The sequence below is a fragment of the Rheinheimera sp. MMS21-TC3 genome, assembly GCF_032229285.1.
In the GTDB taxonomy this organism is placed as follows: Bacteria; Pseudomonadota; Gammaproteobacteria; order Enterobacterales; family Alteromonadaceae; genus Alishewanella.
Window position 1 is genome coordinate 1,564,820 of the sequence record NZ_CP135084.1, and the last position, 17,124, is coordinate 1,581,943.

General features: G+C 41.5%; 21 protein-coding genes. 6 read left to right on the forward strand and 15 right to left on the reverse strand.

Annotated elements, in window-relative coordinates; translation table 11 throughout:
• Nucleotides 1–23: 23 nt before the first annotated feature.
• The 5 genes from RDV63_RS07715 to hrpA all read left to right on the forward strand — a co-directional run bounded on the left by RDV63_RS07715 (nucleotide 24) and on the right by hrpA (nucleotide 8,835).
• Nucleotides 24–2,249: a thiamine pyrophosphate-dependent enzyme gene (locus RDV63_RS07715; protein WP_313908919.1), complete on the forward strand. Its 2,226-nt coding sequence runs from the start codon at nucleotides 24–26 to the stop codon at nucleotides 2,247–2,249.
• Nucleotides 2,246–3,274: a malonyl CoA-ACP transacylase gene (locus tag RDV63_RS07720; RefSeq protein WP_313908920.1), complete on the forward strand. Its 1,029-nt coding sequence runs from the start codon at nucleotides 2,246–2,248 to the stop codon at nucleotides 3,272–3,274. Before RDV63_RS07715 ends, RDV63_RS07720 begins: the two co-directional genes overlap by 4 nt.
• A 60-nt stretch (nucleotides 3,275–3,334) precedes the next feature.
• A complete protein-coding gene (locus RDV63_RS07725; protein ID WP_313908921.1) occupies nucleotides 3,335–4,342 on the forward strand; it encodes an isoaspartyl peptidase/L-asparaginase in 1,008 nt (335 codons plus the stop codon).
• Nucleotides 4,343–4,440: 98 nt separating this feature from the next.
• A complete protein-coding gene (locus RDV63_RS07730) occupies nucleotides 4,441–4,860 on the forward strand; it encodes a CBS domain-containing protein (RefSeq protein ID WP_313908922.1) in 420 nt (139 codons plus the stop codon).
• Nucleotides 4,861–4,899: 39 nt separating this feature from the next.
• A complete protein-coding gene (hrpA, locus tag RDV63_RS07735; RefSeq protein WP_409934825.1) occupies nucleotides 4,900–8,835 on the forward strand; it encodes an ATP-dependent RNA helicase HrpA in 3,936 nt (1,311 codons plus the stop codon).
• Between the two features lie 99 nt (nucleotides 8,836–8,934).
• On the opposite strand, the gene RDV63_RS07740 is transcribed toward hrpA, so the two are convergent.
• Nucleotides 8,935–9,729 (reverse strand): putative porin, encoded by a 795-nt coding sequence (locus RDV63_RS07740; protein WP_313908924.1) that lies wholly within the window; start codon nucleotides 9,727–9,729, stop codon nucleotides 8,935–8,937.
• A 262-nt stretch (nucleotides 9,730–9,991) separates the two neighbouring features.
• Here RDV63_RS07740 and RDV63_RS07745 point away from each other — a divergent pair, with 262 nt between their 5' ends.
• Nucleotides 9,992–10,489 (forward strand): GNAT family N-acetyltransferase, encoded by a 498-nt coding sequence (locus RDV63_RS07745; protein ID WP_313908925.1) that lies wholly within the window; start codon nucleotides 9,992–9,994, stop codon nucleotides 10,487–10,489.
• Between the two features lie 594 nt (nucleotides 10,490–11,083).
• On the opposite strand, the gene RDV63_RS07750 is transcribed toward RDV63_RS07745, so the two are convergent.
• From RDV63_RS07750 to RDV63_RS07815, 14 genes are read right to left on the reverse strand one after another with little or no spacing between them, the layout of a single operon-like run.
• Nucleotides 11,084–12,238 (reverse strand): hypothetical protein, encoded by a 1,155-nt coding sequence (locus RDV63_RS07750; RefSeq protein ID WP_313908926.1) that lies wholly within the window; start codon nucleotides 12,236–12,238, stop codon nucleotides 11,084–11,086.
• A 5-nt stretch (nucleotides 12,239–12,243) separates the two neighbouring features.
• Nucleotides 12,244–12,447, reverse strand: a complete 204-nt coding sequence (locus RDV63_RS07755; RefSeq protein ID WP_313908927.1) for a hypothetical protein — start codon at nucleotides 12,445–12,447, stop codon at nucleotides 12,244–12,246.
• A 15-nt stretch (nucleotides 12,448–12,462) separates the two neighbouring features.
• A complete protein-coding gene (gene ssb / locus RDV63_RS07760; protein ID WP_313908928.1) occupies nucleotides 12,463–12,945 on the reverse strand; it encodes a single-stranded DNA-binding protein in 483 nt (160 codons plus the stop codon).
• An 18-nt stretch (nucleotides 12,946–12,963) separates the two neighbouring features.
• Nucleotides 12,964–13,230: a hypothetical protein gene (locus tag RDV63_RS07765; protein WP_313908929.1), complete on the reverse strand. Its 267-nt coding sequence runs from the start codon at nucleotides 13,228–13,230 to the stop codon at nucleotides 12,964–12,966.
• Complete coding sequence (locus RDV63_RS07770) at nucleotides 13,217–13,408, reverse strand: hypothetical protein (protein ID WP_313908930.1); 192 nt, start codon at nucleotides 13,406–13,408, stop codon at nucleotides 13,217–13,219. Before RDV63_RS07770 ends, RDV63_RS07765 begins: the two co-directional genes overlap by 14 nt.
• The gene (locus RDV63_RS07775) at nucleotides 13,405–13,650 is read right to left on the reverse strand and encodes a hypothetical protein (protein WP_313908931.1); all 246 of its coding nucleotides are present in this window, start codon (nucleotides 13,648–13,650) and stop codon (nucleotides 13,405–13,407) included. The genes RDV63_RS07770 and RDV63_RS07775 overlap by 4 nt, the downstream gene beginning before the upstream one ends.
• Nucleotides 13,650–14,078: a hypothetical protein gene (locus RDV63_RS07780; protein ID WP_313908932.1), complete on the reverse strand. Its 429-nt coding sequence runs from the start codon at nucleotides 14,076–14,078 to the stop codon at nucleotides 13,650–13,652. The genes RDV63_RS07775 and RDV63_RS07780 overlap by 1 nt, the downstream gene beginning before the upstream one ends.
• Before the next feature lie 2 nt (nucleotides 14,079–14,080).
• Nucleotides 14,081–14,236, reverse strand: coding sequence for a hypothetical protein (locus RDV63_RS07785; RefSeq protein WP_313908933.1), 156 nt, complete (start codon nucleotides 14,234–14,236; stop codon nucleotides 14,081–14,083).
• On the reverse strand, nucleotides 14,233–15,291 hold the full coding sequence (locus tag RDV63_RS07790; protein WP_313908934.1) for a phage N-6-adenine-methyltransferase: 1,059 nt from the start codon (nucleotides 15,289–15,291) through the stop codon (nucleotides 14,233–14,235). Before RDV63_RS07790 ends, RDV63_RS07785 begins: the two co-directional genes overlap by 4 nt.
• Complete coding sequence (locus RDV63_RS07795) at nucleotides 15,288–15,836, reverse strand: hypothetical protein (RefSeq protein WP_313908935.1); 549 nt, start codon at nucleotides 15,834–15,836, stop codon at nucleotides 15,288–15,290. The genes RDV63_RS07790 and RDV63_RS07795 overlap by 4 nt, the downstream gene beginning before the upstream one ends.
• Before the next feature lies 1 nt (nucleotide 15,837).
• On the reverse strand, nucleotides 15,838–15,969 hold the full coding sequence (locus RDV63_RS07800; protein WP_313908936.1) for a hypothetical protein: 132 nt from the start codon (nucleotides 15,967–15,969) through the stop codon (nucleotides 15,838–15,840).
• A 2-nt stretch (nucleotides 15,970–15,971) separates the two neighbouring features.
• Nucleotides 15,972–16,589 carry a hypothetical protein gene (locus RDV63_RS07805; RefSeq protein ID WP_313908937.1) on the reverse strand — a complete coding sequence of 206 codons (618 nt, stop codon included), beginning with the start codon at nucleotides 16,587–16,589 and terminating at the stop codon, nucleotides 15,972–15,974.
• A gap of 2 nt (nucleotides 16,590–16,591) precedes the next feature.
• Nucleotides 16,592–16,957, reverse strand: coding sequence for a hypothetical protein (locus RDV63_RS07810; protein ID WP_313908938.1), 366 nt, complete (start codon nucleotides 16,955–16,957; stop codon nucleotides 16,592–16,594).
• Nucleotides 16,954–17,076: a hypothetical protein gene (locus RDV63_RS07815; RefSeq protein ID WP_313908939.1), complete on the reverse strand. Its 123-nt coding sequence runs from the start codon at nucleotides 17,074–17,076 to the stop codon at nucleotides 16,954–16,956. The genes RDV63_RS07810 and RDV63_RS07815 overlap by 4 nt, the downstream gene beginning before the upstream one ends.
• Nucleotides 17,077–17,124: the final 48 nt, after the last annotated feature.

Consider the following 17,124-nt stretch of genomic DNA (forward strand, 5'->3'; position numbering starts at 1 on the left):
AGCATATGCTGCGGGAGAAAAACATGACGGAACCAGTTCATCCGTGGGTGGCGCAATTTCGCCAACGTATAATCGATCACGCTTTGCCTGATACTAGCTGGCAGAAGCAAACTGATATAGCTGATGCAATGCTACACCAATTATGGCATAGCCAACTTTGTAGCCGTTTGCTTGATTTGCAATCACGCTTATTACAAGCAAAAGGCCAAAGTTTTTATACTATAGGTAGTGCAGGGCATGAGGGAAATGCGGCTATAGCAGCGGCATTACGCTTAACAGATCCAGCATTTTTACATTATCGCAGCGGTGCTTTTTTTATTGAACGCAGCAAGCAGTTACCAGGCAGTACGCCGATTTATGATTTACTGCTATCTTTTTGTGCTAGCAGTGATGATCCTATATCGGGTGGCCGGCATAAAGTGTTAGGGAGTTTAGCTTTAAATATACCGCCACAAACCAGTACTATCGCCTCACATTTACCCAAAGCCATGGGGGCAGCTTTAGCTATAGATTTAAGCCGCCGACTACAGCTTGAAGGCAACTGGCCTAGTGATGCCATTGCTGTTTGTAGTTTTGGTGATGCATCGGCCAATCACTCTACTGCCCAAGGCGCTCTTAATGCCGCTAGCTGGACAGCGTATCAACAAGTACCTATGCCGGCGCTGTTTGTATGTGAAGATAATGGCTTAGGTATTTCTACGCCCACGCCTAATGGCTGGATAGAGCATGCCTTAGCTGATAGGCCAGCCTTAAAATATTTTGCAGCCGACAGTCGTGATTTAGCTCATACCTATAGTGTGGCTAAACGTGCGGCAGATTATGTGCGCACAACCCGTAAACCGGCATTGTTGCATTTATCTACCGTGCGTTTGTTTGGCCATGCTGGCGCGGATACTGAAACCTCATATCGACATAAAACAAAAATAGCTGATGAGCTAGAGCTAGATCCATTATTAGCCAGTTCGGCCTTATTGTTAGCTAAAGGTATTATTAGCACAGAACAAATGCTGCAGCAGTTAGATGCCCTGCAACAACAAATTGTTCGGGTTGCGGCCGTTGCGGTAACTAAACCTAAGCTAACTACAGCAGCTCAAGTTATGGCGTCTATAGCACCAGTAAAACCTGTGGTTGCATTGCCCGCTATTGCCGATAACGCCACGCGAGAAAAACTTTTTGCCTATGACAAACATAACCAAGCAAAACCACAACATTTAGCTAAGTTACTAAACTGGACTTTGCATGATTTATTAGCTCAGTTTAAAAATACGGTGGTGTTTGGTGAAGACGTGGGTAAAAAAGGGGGTGTTTACGGAGTTACCCAGCATTTAATTCAAGCTTTTGGTAGCAATAGAGTTATCAATACTTTATTAGATGAGCAAAGCATTTTAGGCATGGCGATTGGTTTAGCTCAGCAAGGTTTTATTGCTATACCTGAAATACAGTTTTTAGCTTATGTGCATAACGCTGAAGACCAAATTCGCGGTGAAGCGGCCACTTTACCATTTTTCTCTAACGGTCAATATGCTAATGCTATGGTGATCCGCATCGCTGGTTTGGCCTATCAACGTGGTTTTGGTGGCCATTTCCATAATGATAACTCCTTTGCCGTCTTTAGAGATATTCCGGGTGTTATTGTATTTTGTCCCTCCAATGGTCATGACGCTGCTTTACTATTACGCCAAGCAGTGCAATTAGCCCATGAACAAAAAAGGTTAGTTATATTTTTAGAGCCAATAGCCTTATATATGACGCGAGACTTGGCTAACACGGGTGATGGTTTATGGCTAACTGATTACCCAGAGCCAGATACGGCTTTACCAGAATTTGGTGTGCCAGCGGTTTATGGGACAGGTAAAGAGTTAGCAATTATTAGCTATGCTAATGGTTATTATTTAAGCCGCCAAGCTGAGCTAGAGCTAGAAGCACAAGGATATCAAATTCGAGTAATAGATTTACGTACCTTAGTGCCATTGCAAACAGATAAAATTATAGCGGCGTTAACTGATTGTCAGCAGATCTTAATTGTTGATGAATGTCGCCGCCGCGGCTCGTTAAGCGAAGAGCTGTTTACGGCATTACATGAAACTAAGCCTAATTATTTTACTATTCGCCGTTTATGCGCCGAAGATAGCTTTATTCCTTTAGGCAGCGCAGCTTATGCGGTACTGCCTTCTAAACAACAGATTATTGAGCAAGCTTTAAGTATGTTAATGACTAAAGCGTTGCCAACCAAAGAGGGCTTAGCATGAAAAAAACAGCCTTAGTGGTTTGCCCCGGTCGTGGTACTTACAATAGAGCCGAACTGGGTTACTTAGCAAAATATGCAGCCAAGCAAGCGGCATTAATTAGTCAGTTTGATCAAACGCGTAATGCATTGAATACAATGACAGTAACCGAATTAGACAGCCAAGCAACCTTTAGTAGCCGGATCCATTTAAAAGCAGATAATGCGGCAGCGTTAATTTTTGCCGCTGGGATCACAGATTTTAAAGCAATTAATCGCGACAAATTTGATTTAGTGGCTTTAACCGGAAACTCCATGGGCTGGTATACCGCTTTAGGCTGTGCCGATGTATGGCAAGCTGATACGGCGATGCAGCTTGTTACTAGCATGGCTCAGTTAACGGCTAATGAAGCAGGTGCGCAGTTTATTTATCCGTTAGTAGATGAAAACTGGCAGTTTAGTGCTGAACGCCAGCAATTGATTAACAATCAAATTGCTAAGCATCAAGGCGAATTGTTTATGTCTATTTATTATGGTGGTTATGCGGTGCTTGCTGGTACTAAAGCGGCCGTTTCTGCGGCTATTGCTGCTTTACCACCTTGCGATGAACGATTCCCATTATTATTAAATGGTCATGCTGGTTTTCATACCCCATTAATGCAAGCTGCATCTGATAAGGCGCTAAAGCAATGGCCAACTTCACACTTTGCTGCCCCTAGTTTACCGCTTGTAGATGGTCGAGGTCATATTTGGCCGGCTAATGTAAACAATGCCCAGCAATTACAGCAATACACCTTGCAACATCAAGTTTGTCAAAGTTATAACTTTTCACTTGCGCTACAAGTGGCCGTTAAAGAGTTTGCACCAGAACATCTAATTTTATTAGGGCCAGGTGGTAGCTTGGGTGGGGCAGTGGCTCAGAGTTTAATAAATATTAACTGGCATGGCTTAAGTTCAAAGCAAGACTTTGTGGCAGCACAGGAAGCTGAAGCAATGCCTTACATTCTTAGTATGGGCATTGATGAGCAAAGACAAAAAGTTATCAGTTAAATAACCTAGCCTAAAAAGTAAAATTCAGTTAGCGTTAACTTTTGGCTATAGGAATTTCAAATGAAAACGTTATTATTATCTATTGGTTTATTAGTATCGGCAAATGTAATGGCTAAGCAGCCGGCAGTACCTATTGGTATTGTGATACATGGTGGTGCTGGAACCATTGAGCGCAGTAATATGACTGAACAGCAAGAGAGTGCCTATCATGCCACCTTAAAGCATGCTGTGAGTCAGGGTTATGCGGTTTTAGAGCAAGGCGGTAGTAGTTTAGATGCTGTCAGCGCAGCGGTGATAGTGTTAGAGGACTCGCCATTATTTAATGCCGGTAAAGGTGCGGTTTATACTTGGGATGAAAGCCATGAGTTAGATGCCTCTATTATGGATGGTAGTAACCGCAATGCTGGCGCTGTAGCAAGTGTTACCAGAGTGAAAAATCCAATATTACTCGCAAGAGCAGTAATGGAGAAATCAGTACATGTGATGTTATCAGGCAATGGAGCAGAACAATTTGCAGCTGAGCAGCAGTTGGATTTAGTTAAAAATAGTTATTTTGATACCGAATTTAGGTTAGAAGCCTTAAAAAAAGCAAAGCAATCAATCCAGCCGGCGCCGCACCAAGCTTATGTACCTTATGATCCCGCTTGGAAGATGGGTACTGTTGGTGCAGTGGCGATAGATAAACAAGGTAATTTAGCTGCAGCCACATCTACTGGTGGCATGACAGCTAAACGCTATGGCCGCATTGGTGATGCGCCTATTATTGGTGCTGGTAACTTTGCCGATAATGACAGCTGTGCAGTATCGGCCACAGGCCATGGTGAATACTTTATTCGCTATCAAGTTGCAGCAGATATTTGTGCCAGAGTAAAGTATCAGAATAAAACAGCAGCAGATGCGGCACATGAAGTTATAGCAGAGCTAAAGCAGATTGGCGGTGATGGCGGTGTTATTGTGGTTGATAATAAAGGCGAGTTAAGCTGGGCGTTTAATAGTCAAGGCATGTATCGTGCTATGCAAACGCAAGGTAAAGCGCCGATCAGTGAAATTTTTCAAACTAAACAATAACTTTGGTATAATAAAGATGTTTTAAACCACCAGAATATAGAATATCGGCTACTATTATAAAGAGCTTTTAATTTGCCTAATAAGAAAAAGAGGGGCCTATGAATTCTTTAAAAGTAGCCGATTACATGCATCGCTATCCTGTTACCTTTACCGCCGATATGCCAATAGAAATGGCAGTTGATCGCCTTATTCAAGCTAAACAGCTAGGCGGGCCGGTAATTGATGCTGAGCGTAACATTATCGGTTTTATTTCTGAGCAAGATTGTTTATCGCAAATGTTAATGTCAACCTACCATAATCAACAATCAAGCAAGGTTATGGATGCTATGCACAAAGAGGTATTAACGGTAAGGCCTTATGAAGATATTATCGATTTAGCCCAGCTTATGTTATTAGCTAAGCCTAAACTTTATCCTGTAGTGGATGATAATGAATGCTTAATTGGCATTATTTCTCGTACTGATGTGCTTGCTGCCATAGATAAAGAGCTGCATTCGCATTATGGAAAGGTGACTTAAACCTATAACGCTGGATTTTTACCTACTGCTCTTGATAGCATGTTGCCCTCTATATACGAGGGCACTGTTTTGACCGCAACTGAATTACCATCTGAAGAAGTAATACCAGCAATATCGACTTTATTTTCCCAGCTTGAGCATTGTCTATTAAGAGATCAATTTCGGCTGCGCCGCCGACTGCAAAACAGTAAAAAGCAAACAGATAAAAATAAACAGCATAAGCAACTAGCTAAAATTGCCCAAGATATTGCACGGTCAATGCAAATTAGGCAAAACCGAGCCCAGTCACTACCTAAAATAACTTATCCAGAGCAATTACCTGTCTCTGAGAAAAAAGAAGATATTAAAGCGGCTATTGCTGCCCATCAAGTGGTGATTATTGCCGGTGAAACCGGCTCAGGTAAAACAACCCAAATTCCTAAGATGTGTATCGAGCTAGGGCGGGGGGTTGCAGGCATGATAGGCCATACTCAGCCAAGGCGACTTGCTGCACGTAGTGTTTGCGATCGTATTAGTGAAGAGCTCAATTGCCAAGTGGGCCAGCAAGTAGGTTACAAAATTCGCTTTGGTGATCATACTAATGAGAACACCCATATTAAGTTGATGACCGATGGTATTTTACTGGCAGAGATTCAACAAGATCGCTTTTTAAATCAGTACGATACTATTATTATTGATGAGGCCCATGAGCGCAGCTTAAATATCGATTTTCTGCTGGGTTATTTAAAACAATTATTACCAAAAAGGCCTGACTTAAAGCTTATTATTACCTCTGCGACTATAGATCCTGAACGCTTTTCAAAGCACTTTTTTGATGCGCCTATTATTGAAGTCTCGGGCCGTAGCTTTCCTGTTGAAACCCGCTATCGCGCTATTGCCGATGATGAAGATATGGATCAACTACAGGCAATTTTTGATGCCGTTGATGAATTATATCAAGAGCCGCCGGGGGATATATTAATCTTCTTAAATGGCGAGCGAGAAATACGTGATACTGCTGAAGCATTAGAAAAGCGTAATCTGCCCCATACTGAAGTATTGCCTTTATATGCGCGACTCAGCGCCAGTGAACAAAACCGAATATTTCAAGGCCATAGTGGCCGGCGCATTGTATTATCAACTAACGTGGCTGAAACCTCATTAACAGTACCGGGTATTCGCTATGTTATTGACCCTGGTACGGTGCGTATATCACGTTACAGTTATCGCTCTAAGGTGCAACAACTGCCGATAGAGGCTATTAGCCAAGCTAGTGCTAATCAGCGTCAAGGCCGCTGTGGTCGTGTTGCTGCGGGCATTTGTATCCGCTTATACAGCGAAGAGGACTTTAAAGGCCGGCCAGAATTTACCGATCCGGAAATACTGAGAACTAACTTAGCATCCGTTATTATGCAAATGCTGGCGCTAGGTCTAGGCGATATTGAACAATTTCCTTTTTTGCAAAAACCAGATAGCCGTTTTATTAATGACGGTGTTAAATTACTTGAAGAACTAGGCGCTATACCGCTAAATCGTGGCAAAACAGGGTTACAGCTAACGGAACTAGGGAAAAAGCTGGCGCGTTTACCTATAGATCCGCGTTTAGCCAGAATGGTGTTAGCTGGCGCTGAAAAACAGGCTTTAGCTGAGTTGCTAGTTTTAGCCGCTGCCTTGTCAATTCAAGATCCGCGGGAGCGACCCTTAGATAAAAAACAAAAAGCTGATCAATGCCATGCCCGTTTTGCTAATCCTGATTCAGATTTTAGTAGCTGGTTATTGTTATGGCAGTACCTACAGCAGCAACAAACGGAGTTAAGCGGCAACCAATTTAGGCGTTTATGTAAGCAAGAATTTTTAAATTACCTGCGGGTGCGAGAATGGCAAGATTTAACCGCGCAATTGCAGCAATTAATGCAAGAGCAAGGTTATAAGCTTAACCAACAAACGGCAGACTATGCTGCTATTCATCAAGCGGTATTAAGTGGCTTGTTAGGGCAAGTAGGCTTTAAAGACAGTGATGCCGACTATATGGGACCGCGGCAAACTCGGTTTTATGTTTTCCCTGGTAGCCAATTATTTAAACGTAAACCAAAATGGGTGGCAGCAGCAGAGTGGGTAGAAACCAGCCGCTTGTATGCCAGAACACTAGCAAAAATAGAGCCAGAATGGATAGAACCATTAGCCGAGCATTTAGTTAATCGCAGCTATAGCGAGCCGCACTGGCAGAAAAAACGCGGCGCCGTTATAGCTTATGAGCAAGTCAGTCTATATGGCTTAATTATAGTTGCTAAACGCGCGGTACAGTTTAGTAAAATTGACCAGCAAACTAGCCACAAGATTTTTATTCGCGAAGCTTTGGTTAATCAAGAGCTAGGCACTAACGATAGCTTTTTAAGTTATAACCAGAAATTAGTAGATGATGTAACTGCATTAGAAGATAAATCTCGTCGTCGTGATATTTTGGTTGATGAGGAAATACTTGCCGAATTTTACAGCCAACGCGTACCGGTTTGGGCTAATAACCGAATAGATTTCGCAAAATGGTGGAAAGGGCAACGTAAAAAAGATCCTAGCTATTTAAACTTTTCCTTAGATAACTTATTAAACCGTGATGCCAGTGACATCACCGCGGATAAGTTTCCAGAAACCTGGCAACAAGGTAATTTTATCTTACCGCTAGAGTACCATTTTTCACCGGGTGAAGCCGATGATGGCATTAGTGTGTTAATTCCGCTGGCGCTATTAAACCAAGTTGAAGACACTGGCTTTGATTGGCTTATTCCTGCACTTCGCCATGATTTATTAGTTGCTTTAATAAAATCGTTACCTAAACAATATCGGCGTAACTTTGTGCCTGCACCAAATTATGCAGATGCCTTGATGCAAAGCATAAGCCCAGATCAAGGCCCGTTATTAGCCACCATGAGTCAAAGGTTAAAGCGAATGTCGGGCATCACGATTCCAGATGATGCTTGGGACTTGGCTAGTATTCCGCTGCATTTAAAAATGAATTATAAAGTGGTTGATGAAAACGGCCATACTTTACAGCAAGGGCGTTCATTAGCGCTATTAAAGCAAGGCTTACAAGATGATGTGCAACAAAGTTTAAGCCAAGTAGCCGAGCAAGGTATAGAGCAAGATCAACTCACCCAGTGGAGCTTTGGCAAGCTGCCTAAAGAATATGTTAAAGTACAAGCGGGTTATGAAATTAAAGCCTTTCCAGCTTTAGTTGATGAACGTAACTCTGTTGCAATTAAACTGTTAGACAACCCCATGTTAGCTGAGCAAACAACCCGTTTAGGCTTGCGGCGTTTATTGCTATTAAATATCCCTTCACCTGTTAAGTATTTACAAGAGTCCTTACCTAACAAAGCTAAATTAGGCTTATATTTTAATCCCTTTGGTAGAGTGTTAGAGCTAATTGATGATTGTATTGCTGCAGGGATAGATGCACTTGTTAAGCAAACTGCTTTACCAAGCTCAGAGAGCGAATTTGCGGTATTACGTGAAACGGTTAGAGCTGAGCTAGGTGATACGGTTCTTGCAATTGCTTTACAAGTAGAACAAATATTAAGCCTTTGCCATGCGATTCAAAAGAAACTAAAAGGCCGAGTCGATTTAGCACATGTCCAGTCGCAGGGGGATATTAAACAGCAACTCAATGAGTTAATTTTTAAAGGCTTTGTTAGTGCTCATGGCGCGGCTAAATTGAATGATTTAATTCGTTACCTGCAGGCTATGGAGAAAAGACTAGAAAAGTTACCAATTGATCCAAACCGCGATCGGTTACTAATGCATGAATATGCTAAAGCAGAGCAAGCTTACCAAAGTTTACTGGGCCAATATGCAGATAAACCAATGTTACCAGATGAAGTGAAGGCTATATATTGGATGCTACAAGAGTTAAAAGTATCCCAACATGCTCAGCAATTAGGTACTGCTTACCCTATTTCTGTAAAACGTATTTTGTTGGCAGTACAAGAAATAAAAGTGTAATAAATAATAATTAGTAACAGTAACAGTTTAAAAATTGAGGTAATCTTAATAAAAAAGGGCAATAAAAATTGCCCTTATATTGGTCAGAATTAACTGAAATTAAAATTGGCCAATAACAGCTAAAGAATATACTTTTATACCAGAGGTATCTGCATTGCTACCGTAACCAGCATTTAAAGCCCAGTTTTGATCGAAATAGTGTTTTGCATTTACAGTATAATTGTCAGCTTTATCATATTTAACGCCAAAAGACGTCATTTTGGTTAAGTAATAATCTGCACTTAAATTCCAGTTGTTAGTACCATCGTTATCTTCTAAGCCAAGACCTAAAGCGATGTAACTGGCTTCACCTAAACTTGCAAAATATTTAGTGCTGATAGAAAAGTAATCAAACTCATCGTCAACTTGTGCAGTAAAGCCGATATAATCGTTATTGTTTTGTAACTTATGATCATAACTGGCGGAGAATAAGAATGCTGTGCTGCTATTTTTAGGTTTAATAGCTTCAGCACGAACAATAAAATTATCAGCAAATAAATAGCCTAAGCCTAATGTGCTAGCATAAAAGCCACTAGTACGCTGATGGCTTGCAGAAACGACTAAATTATTTTCTGCGAAGTACTCACCACCGATAGCCCAAACGTTATTATTGAATACACGGGAGAAATTAGCATCAATATTTGATACTTTATTGATGTATTCAAATTGATCCAAAGGACCTAAAGTCTGCTTTTTATCGAAGAAATAAGTGCCCTTAAGATCCCAATTAGTCTTGCTGTCACCACTGAAGCGGACGTGATCAGCTTTTAATTCAGTGAATAATTGGTACTCTTCTGCTGCAATAGAAGCTGAAGCTGTTAAAGCGATAAAAGGCAGTACGTACTTAAATGTCATTGTTAAACTTCCTGTTAATAATATAGATGATTCGAGCGGCGCGAATACTACAGCTTAATTTTAGCGATGTAAAACAAATGTAATCTAAGTGGCTATTTAATGTTCATTATGTATTGATTGTATTCATTTAGATGTTTTTTTGTTGTTTTTATGGGTGTAATTTTATGGTTGTTCGTAAGGTTTTAGTTTTAGCTAACAATGAAAAATGGCATTATATAGACACTAGATTGATAAAAGTGCTTATGAAAATTAAAGGTGAACAATGCAACTAGTCTCTCCTTCAAAAAAGTATCAAACGAGTTATAGCCACTATATTGCAGAATTAGCTGATGAAGAGCGTTATCCCTTTCCATTAGATTTTGATTACAGCAATTTTGATGCTTTATTACAAAAATTAGCTGATTTTGCTGCAGGTAATAAGCTGCCAGAAGGTTATGTGCCAAGTACAACCTTATGGCTAGTTGAAGGTCATGAGTTGCTGGGAGTTACTAATGTTCGCCATTATTTAAATGAGCGGATCCAACATTGTGGTGGCCATATCGGTTTAGGCATTCGGCCGGCATATCGTGGACAAGGATTAGGCAAAAAATTAATGCAGCTTTCGATACAGTATTTAAAACAAAAAGGCGTTACGCCAATTCATATTCACTGTTACAAAAATAACCATGCTTCAGCGCATTGCATTACCAGTAATGGCGGTATCTTAGAGTCAGAGTTAAACAAGGATGGGGTAATAGTGAACAGGTTTATTGTGATTTAAAGCAGCATAAAATAAATTATAAAAAATTTAAATACTGTATATTGGGGCGGAATTGGTGCGCTTAAATTTTCACTATGTAGTAGATGCTAAAAAACCTGTTATTAAACAGGCTTTTAAATGGTCGGTACGGCAGGATTTGAACCTGCGACCCCTGACACCCCATGTTAATAAGCGGTTATGCTATATTTGTTTGTTTTATCAATATGTTAGCCTATGTTTTATGTCTATAGCGCAAGACAAAAATAGCGCCTATTCGTCAAATTACAAACTATACAAATCAATAACTTAGATTTTTTGAACTACTGTATATTGGGGTGGTCTATAGCTTGGTAAAATCATTCGGTTTTACGTTTTAAATTTAATTTATTGGAGGTTTAAAATAGCTATTTATAAATTTAGTGTTGTGTATATCGATGAAAATGATATAGAAAAAAACAAAGTAGTTTCTATTGATAGTGATAACCAATCTAGCGCTGAAGCTTTGGCTAGGCATAAAGTTTTACTGATTGTTTCTGATAGAGAAAAAGGCTCAACAAAGGTCGCGAAGACTCGAAAATTTAAATCAATTAAACGTATCGAAGAGTAATATCTCCGCTAAATAACCAATTCAGCTGCTGGCACCTCAACCCACAATATATGGTTTTTTTGATAGATCTTTGTTGATTTTGCGTCTGTATGCGCAGCCCTTGCCTGTGGATCTATACCCATTTGCGTAAACAGGTGAATGGATAGGGCGCGTATTTCGTGGAATGTTGGCCGCGCTTCCGGTTGTAAGTTATCAAATAAGCCTAGCTGATCACGAATATCTGAAAAAGTAGAGCTGATCAGCCTAGTGCTTAATTGTGTTTCATGCGTAAGGCCTTTAGCTACGGGGTTACTATCTGTTTTTAGCTTATGCACTACGTATGGGCTTAGAATATGGTCGTGTCTTGAGCTATCAATTACTGTTTTAAGTGCGTGTGTAATAGGTATGGCTACCCTTGATGCTTCTTTCAATTGCACCTTTTGGCGGTGAATACGTAGTACACCGAATACGGTTAACCCATTTTCAATAATAGGGCTGTTGTACCATTCGCAATCACGGTATTTAATGCGTGACACTTCAAGTACAGCATGGGTAGTTTGCATAGCTAATTGCATGGCAACTTTTAGCCAAGTTGGTGCCGCTTGTTCAATGGCCTTGTAAGCATCAAGCGGTAACCGCTGGCGAACTTTCTGTTCTTTAGGCTTTACCTTTTTTAACTTGGCTGGGTTGTGGTCCATGGCAGACATATCGCATAAATAATCAAACACCTTTTTTAAAAAGCTTACTTTGCGGTTATACACATTATTGCTTTTACCAATGCAGTAAGTATCTAGGTACTGATTAACGTGCTGCATTGTTACAGCTTTGCTTGGCACTTTGCCGTGTAGTTCCTGTAACCGAATAATATCTTGCTCTAATGTGCTTAGTGAATTTGCGCCTAGCTTCTCTTCTGCTTTAATTCTTTTTAGTACAATCGGCAATAAATCAGATAATGGTTTGTTATATTTATCACCCCTAGCGCTGATCGGTTGATCTGGCGTTCGGTATTTAGCGTTGTATTCACGGGCAGCTGCACAAGCATCACCTCGACTAACACCGATAGGAAACCATTTTTCAGTGCCGTCTTCACGTATAAAGAAATAACGTGTTTTACCACGGACCACACGAGTGTGTAGTCCTGTTGGTAGGTCAGTGTTTTTTAAAGTGCGCCTTCTTGCAGCCATGTGTTCTAACTCTCTAAAAAGCTAACTAGCTTGGTTACATTATTAACTGGTTTATTGTCTTCAACTAATATTAAAAAGTGATCGCCAGGTGTTCGCTCGGCTTTTAACTTACCTTTACGGATCCAGTTTCTAACAGCTTGTGTAGTAATGCCACCACCTGGGTAAAATTCCTCAATGTATTGGCTAGGTTTTAATTTGCGAATGCTCATTATAATCTCCAATAATTAACGTCGGTTGTTATAGCCAGCTGCAGGGCGTTGGCCTTGTTGTGACTGATAGCCTTGGTTCTGCGGTTGTGGTTGGTAGCCAGTTTGCTGTGGCTGATAACCTTGGTTCTGCTGCTGTGGCTGATAACCGGTTTGCTGTTGTGGTGCGCCGTCTAGCATTTGCAGTTCGTTAGCTAAAATTTCAGTGGTGTAGCGCTCAATGCCTTCTTTATCTGTCCATTTACGGTTTTTCAATTTACCTTCAATATAAACCTTGCTGCCTTTTTTTAAGTACTGGCCAGCGATTTCAGCTAAGCGATTATAAATAACAATGCGGTGCCATTCTGTTGCTTCTTTTTTTTCATTGGTGGCTTTGTCGGTCCAGCTTTCAGATGTAGCTATAGTAAAATTAGCCACTGCGCCACCTTGCGGCATATAACGCACTTCCGGATCCTGACCTAAGTTGCCTATTAAAATTACTTTGTTTATTCCACGGCTCATAAATACCTCTAAAACTTATCACTTAATTGATTTTAAATGCTGCCAGTCCAAATCTTTGATTTGTTCAACTGTTGTCGCAACTGCGTTTAATGTTTTTAATGCACGGTTGAAATTTGGTAGCTGCACACCGTTTAATACTGCAGCTGATGTATCGCTTAGCCCGCGCCAATCTTTTTGTAGGTGGTCGCGCAGTGCTTGTATCACTGGCTTGCTACTAATACTGGTTAAGCTTATTAACAGTGTTAATCGCTGCTCCGTCTCTGCGCCTTGGCTAAGATATTTCATTAGGCAAAGTCCTTAAAAATTTGTATTGGCTTTTGTTGAGCAATGTTTTTTCATAAGGCGAACTGGTGATAATGCAGCCAAAATCAGTAGATCTTGCGTTAACAACAGCACCAACCGGCAGGCCACTGCTTTCTTTCAAAATTCGCACTCTAATGTTTAACGTTCGTTGCTTTTTCATTGTTCACCTGCCTTATTCATCGGCGTTAAATCACCAATAGAGTTGTAGTTGACGGGGTAAAATCCGCTTTTACCGTGCATTTTTATGGCATTGAATTTCTTTTTGTTGAATCGACTAACTTTCATTTGGATCAAAAATGGCTCGTGGTTTAGTTCTACCACTGCAATATCTATCCATTTTGACCACCATTGGAAATTGGCATAGCTAAAATCATCAGCTGTTACCACGTCTACTTTAGCCATTATTCACCTACCTTAGCCTGTTGGCGTAGTTGGTTGGCGTATTTTTCTGCTGCTTTAATGGTAAGATTTGACGGTTGCTGCGGAAGGTAATTTGCGCTTTCGCTGTAGTCAACACCAGCTATAAACCCATCTCGCCCAGCCCGCGCTTTGATTTCTGCAAGGCATTGGGCTGGTGTTACCGCAAGTGAGTCCTGCAATTCACAGAATGCGTGGCTTGTCTGGTAATTATCATCGTGTGCCAGCTCAAAACTAAGTCTGTCAGCCCATAAGCGCAACTGCTTAACCTGCGCCTTTAGCTGGTCGCGCTCTTTTTCTGCATCTTCAATAGCGTTAGCTGCAGCATTAAATAACAATGGCAGACTTTCGTCCCCAGCCTGTAACACCGCTTCAGATAGTTGCCGTAGTGCTGTTTTTATTTCCATGCTCATTTTTAACCTGCCTGCTTTTCTTCAATTAGCTTCTGCTGCACTGGGCAATTATTTGCCGCCCAACAACTGCCGCCTTTGGAATTGTTTTCAACTTCGCTTGGTGCGTAACACCAGCCGCAATCCCAATGTGGGCAGCGGTTTAATTGAATGTCGCTCATGCTGTTACACTCGCTTCTGAATTGCGGGCTGTATCTGCAATCAAGTTAACAATTTGATTAAACTTCAAACCGGCGGTTAAGCTGTCTTCTGCTAATTGGCACATTTCGTTATATGTATTTTTGTTAAGCTTTAGGCCGTTAAAATCGTTTGCCATATCTACCATTTCAGTTATATCGTCTGGCCAATGTTGTTTTTGTTTTACGGGTGCTTTGCTAACCATTTGCGGTTCATCAAACGCTATTACTGCAGCTTTTACTTGTTTGCTTGTGTAGGTTTCTTGTTTGCCAAACATTGCATCGAGTTGCAGCATTAACGCAAGGTGATCACCATTGAACGGTAGCGTTCCGCTGGCCAGCTGCGCTTGTAGCTGTTCGCTGGTGAATTCTAAGATTAATGGTTTGGTACCGTCATCAATGTCGGTAGCATGCGTATTAACCATTTTGCTGGCGTCAGCATTATGGTCTGGCTGATCTAACTGCGTTGAATTACTAGTTAATTCAAGTACATCATCTAAGTTAACGACATTGATGTCGTCGAGTTGATTGCTAGTAGCTAATGTTTCACGGCCTTTTTCTAGTAATTCATCACGATCTAAATGGCTGTATTGCACTGCAGTACGTCCGAACGGGTGCCAAATAATAAACATGCTGCCTTTGTTGTTGCCTGCAGCTGGCGTGCCGGTTAGTGGGTTAATAAACGATAACCGGCCGCCAATAACTAAGCGCACTTCTTGGCATGTTTTAACAGCTTCTTTGTACCAGCCGACAGATTGATCCATCATTACTAGCATTACAGTGCCAATGCCTTGTTTCGCCATTTCAGCGGAACGGGCAACGAATGGGCCTATATTTGAGTAGGGCGGGTTCATCCAAACGTAATCGCCTACATCGATACACATTGTTAACCAGTTTTGCGTTAAGCAATTTAACTGCTCTGTGATGTAGTATTTGCACAGTGAGTTTTCGACAGATGCGCAAACATCTGATTTAAAATTAAACTCAGAATTCATAAATGCAAATACTTCTGGCGGCGTTTGATATGCGTCTTTGCTCATGCCACCACCTCGCTGATGAACATGGGCAGCTTTGCAGCTTGAAGTCTAAGTGCTTGAATTTCATCTTCTGGGTAGCCCCAAATATTGGTGCCGTCCTGACGATTTAACCCTATAAAATAACTTGGAATCTGCTTTCCAGATTTTATGTAATCACGCATATCAGTAACTAAGTTGCGCAGTGTTCCGCCCGATGTAAAGCCACTCCATGCGTGTGAATGGGTGTCAACACGGCGCCTGGTATAGTAATCAACGAATAGAACTCGACCGTTTTTGGCTAGCTCTAACGTTGATATATATCCGGTTTCCTTGTCGCAGAAAAATTTACGGCCACAGCTAGCGATCAGCGCTATTAACTCATTGCACTGGTCCACTCGTTCATTAGTAACCGGCGCGTCAATATCGTAAGTAGAATCACAGCTGCAATTGGGGCAACCCAAAGTTCTAACCATGCCCTCAACCTTAACGGGGACAAGTTCAGAGAAAAGCATGGTTCTACGGCAATTTCTATTGGCGCATTCGAGACGTTGTTTTTTTAGATTGTTCACACTAAACCCCACCAAACAAATAAACTTGCGTTACAACACCGCCATTTAGCGCAGCTTCTTCATTAGCCGACGCTTCGCTTTTACTTGCGTAGGTGGGCTGGCCGTTAACTGTTACAACGTAGATTAGCGACATAACTAAACCCTCCGTTCTTGGTGTAGGCGAATTACAGATAAATCGGCTGATAGCTCGTTAAGCACGCTGGCGAAAAATTCATCATGTGGTTTTATCATTAGGGCAATACCAGATAGGGCGCGTTGCTTATCGTCGATATTGTCTATTTCAGGCAGTTGATCTGGTGCAAATATGCGGTTAAGGCGTGCTAATGAGTTTTCAATGGGGCAGCTAACCCGCAAAATATTAGGCTGTGCGCAGTCTGCTTCTTGCAAGCAGTCGTCTATGTCTATTACATCAACGTCTAACTCTACTGACTCACTTGGCGTTGCGGTAAATACCGATCCTTCGACTGGTGTTGGTGTGCTGGCCAGCGCCAGTAATGAGCTTTCCGCTGGGGCTTGTTCTGCTTGAATAAACGCAAGCTTGGTACCAACTGTTTTGTACATACCGTTGCTTTGGCGCCATATCAGCTTTTGCGCTAACGCTTGGTTTAGTAAATCTTGTATTACCGATTCAGTAACAGCCAAGTGATGGCGCATAGCTTTAATGCTGCGCGCTGGTTCGGCGCAAAAAACCATTAGCTTTTTTAGTTGGTAGCTTAGCTCGCCTGGTGCGGCCATTTTTAATGCTGCTGTCATGGTTAACACTCCACGTTTTCGATGGGTACAGTTTTAACTAGATTTAAACCTGCTGGGCTTAGCCAGTAGCGGCCGTTGTGGCATTGCAGCAGGCCAAGCTGGCGCAGTTCGTTGGCTAATGCTGGCGCTTTGTGTTTTGTAGCAATGCTATGTATTTCAAACTGAATAGGGTTGAAAGTTACATCGTCATTAATGCGGTTAAAGGCTTGGTGCCATTCGTAGGCCATAACTAAAGCTTCATGCTGCTGTGTGGTCATGGTTTGCAGTTTATTAACCACTTGCCACTGTCTGCCGTTAATGCGTATTGATGAAGGTACTGGCGATGCAGCTTTATGAGCTAAGGCTGCGGTTAGTGATGGCGTAATCATGCTGATGCTCCTAGCGTTATGGCGGCAACAAACAACACGGTTACTGCTGCAACTAATATCCAAATAAAGCGGTTTGCTTTGGTTAGGGTTAGGTTTACGTAATCGGTTAGTGGTTTCATGTTAGTTGCCTTGCGTTGCTTCTTTTACATAATGTAAGTCAGCTTACA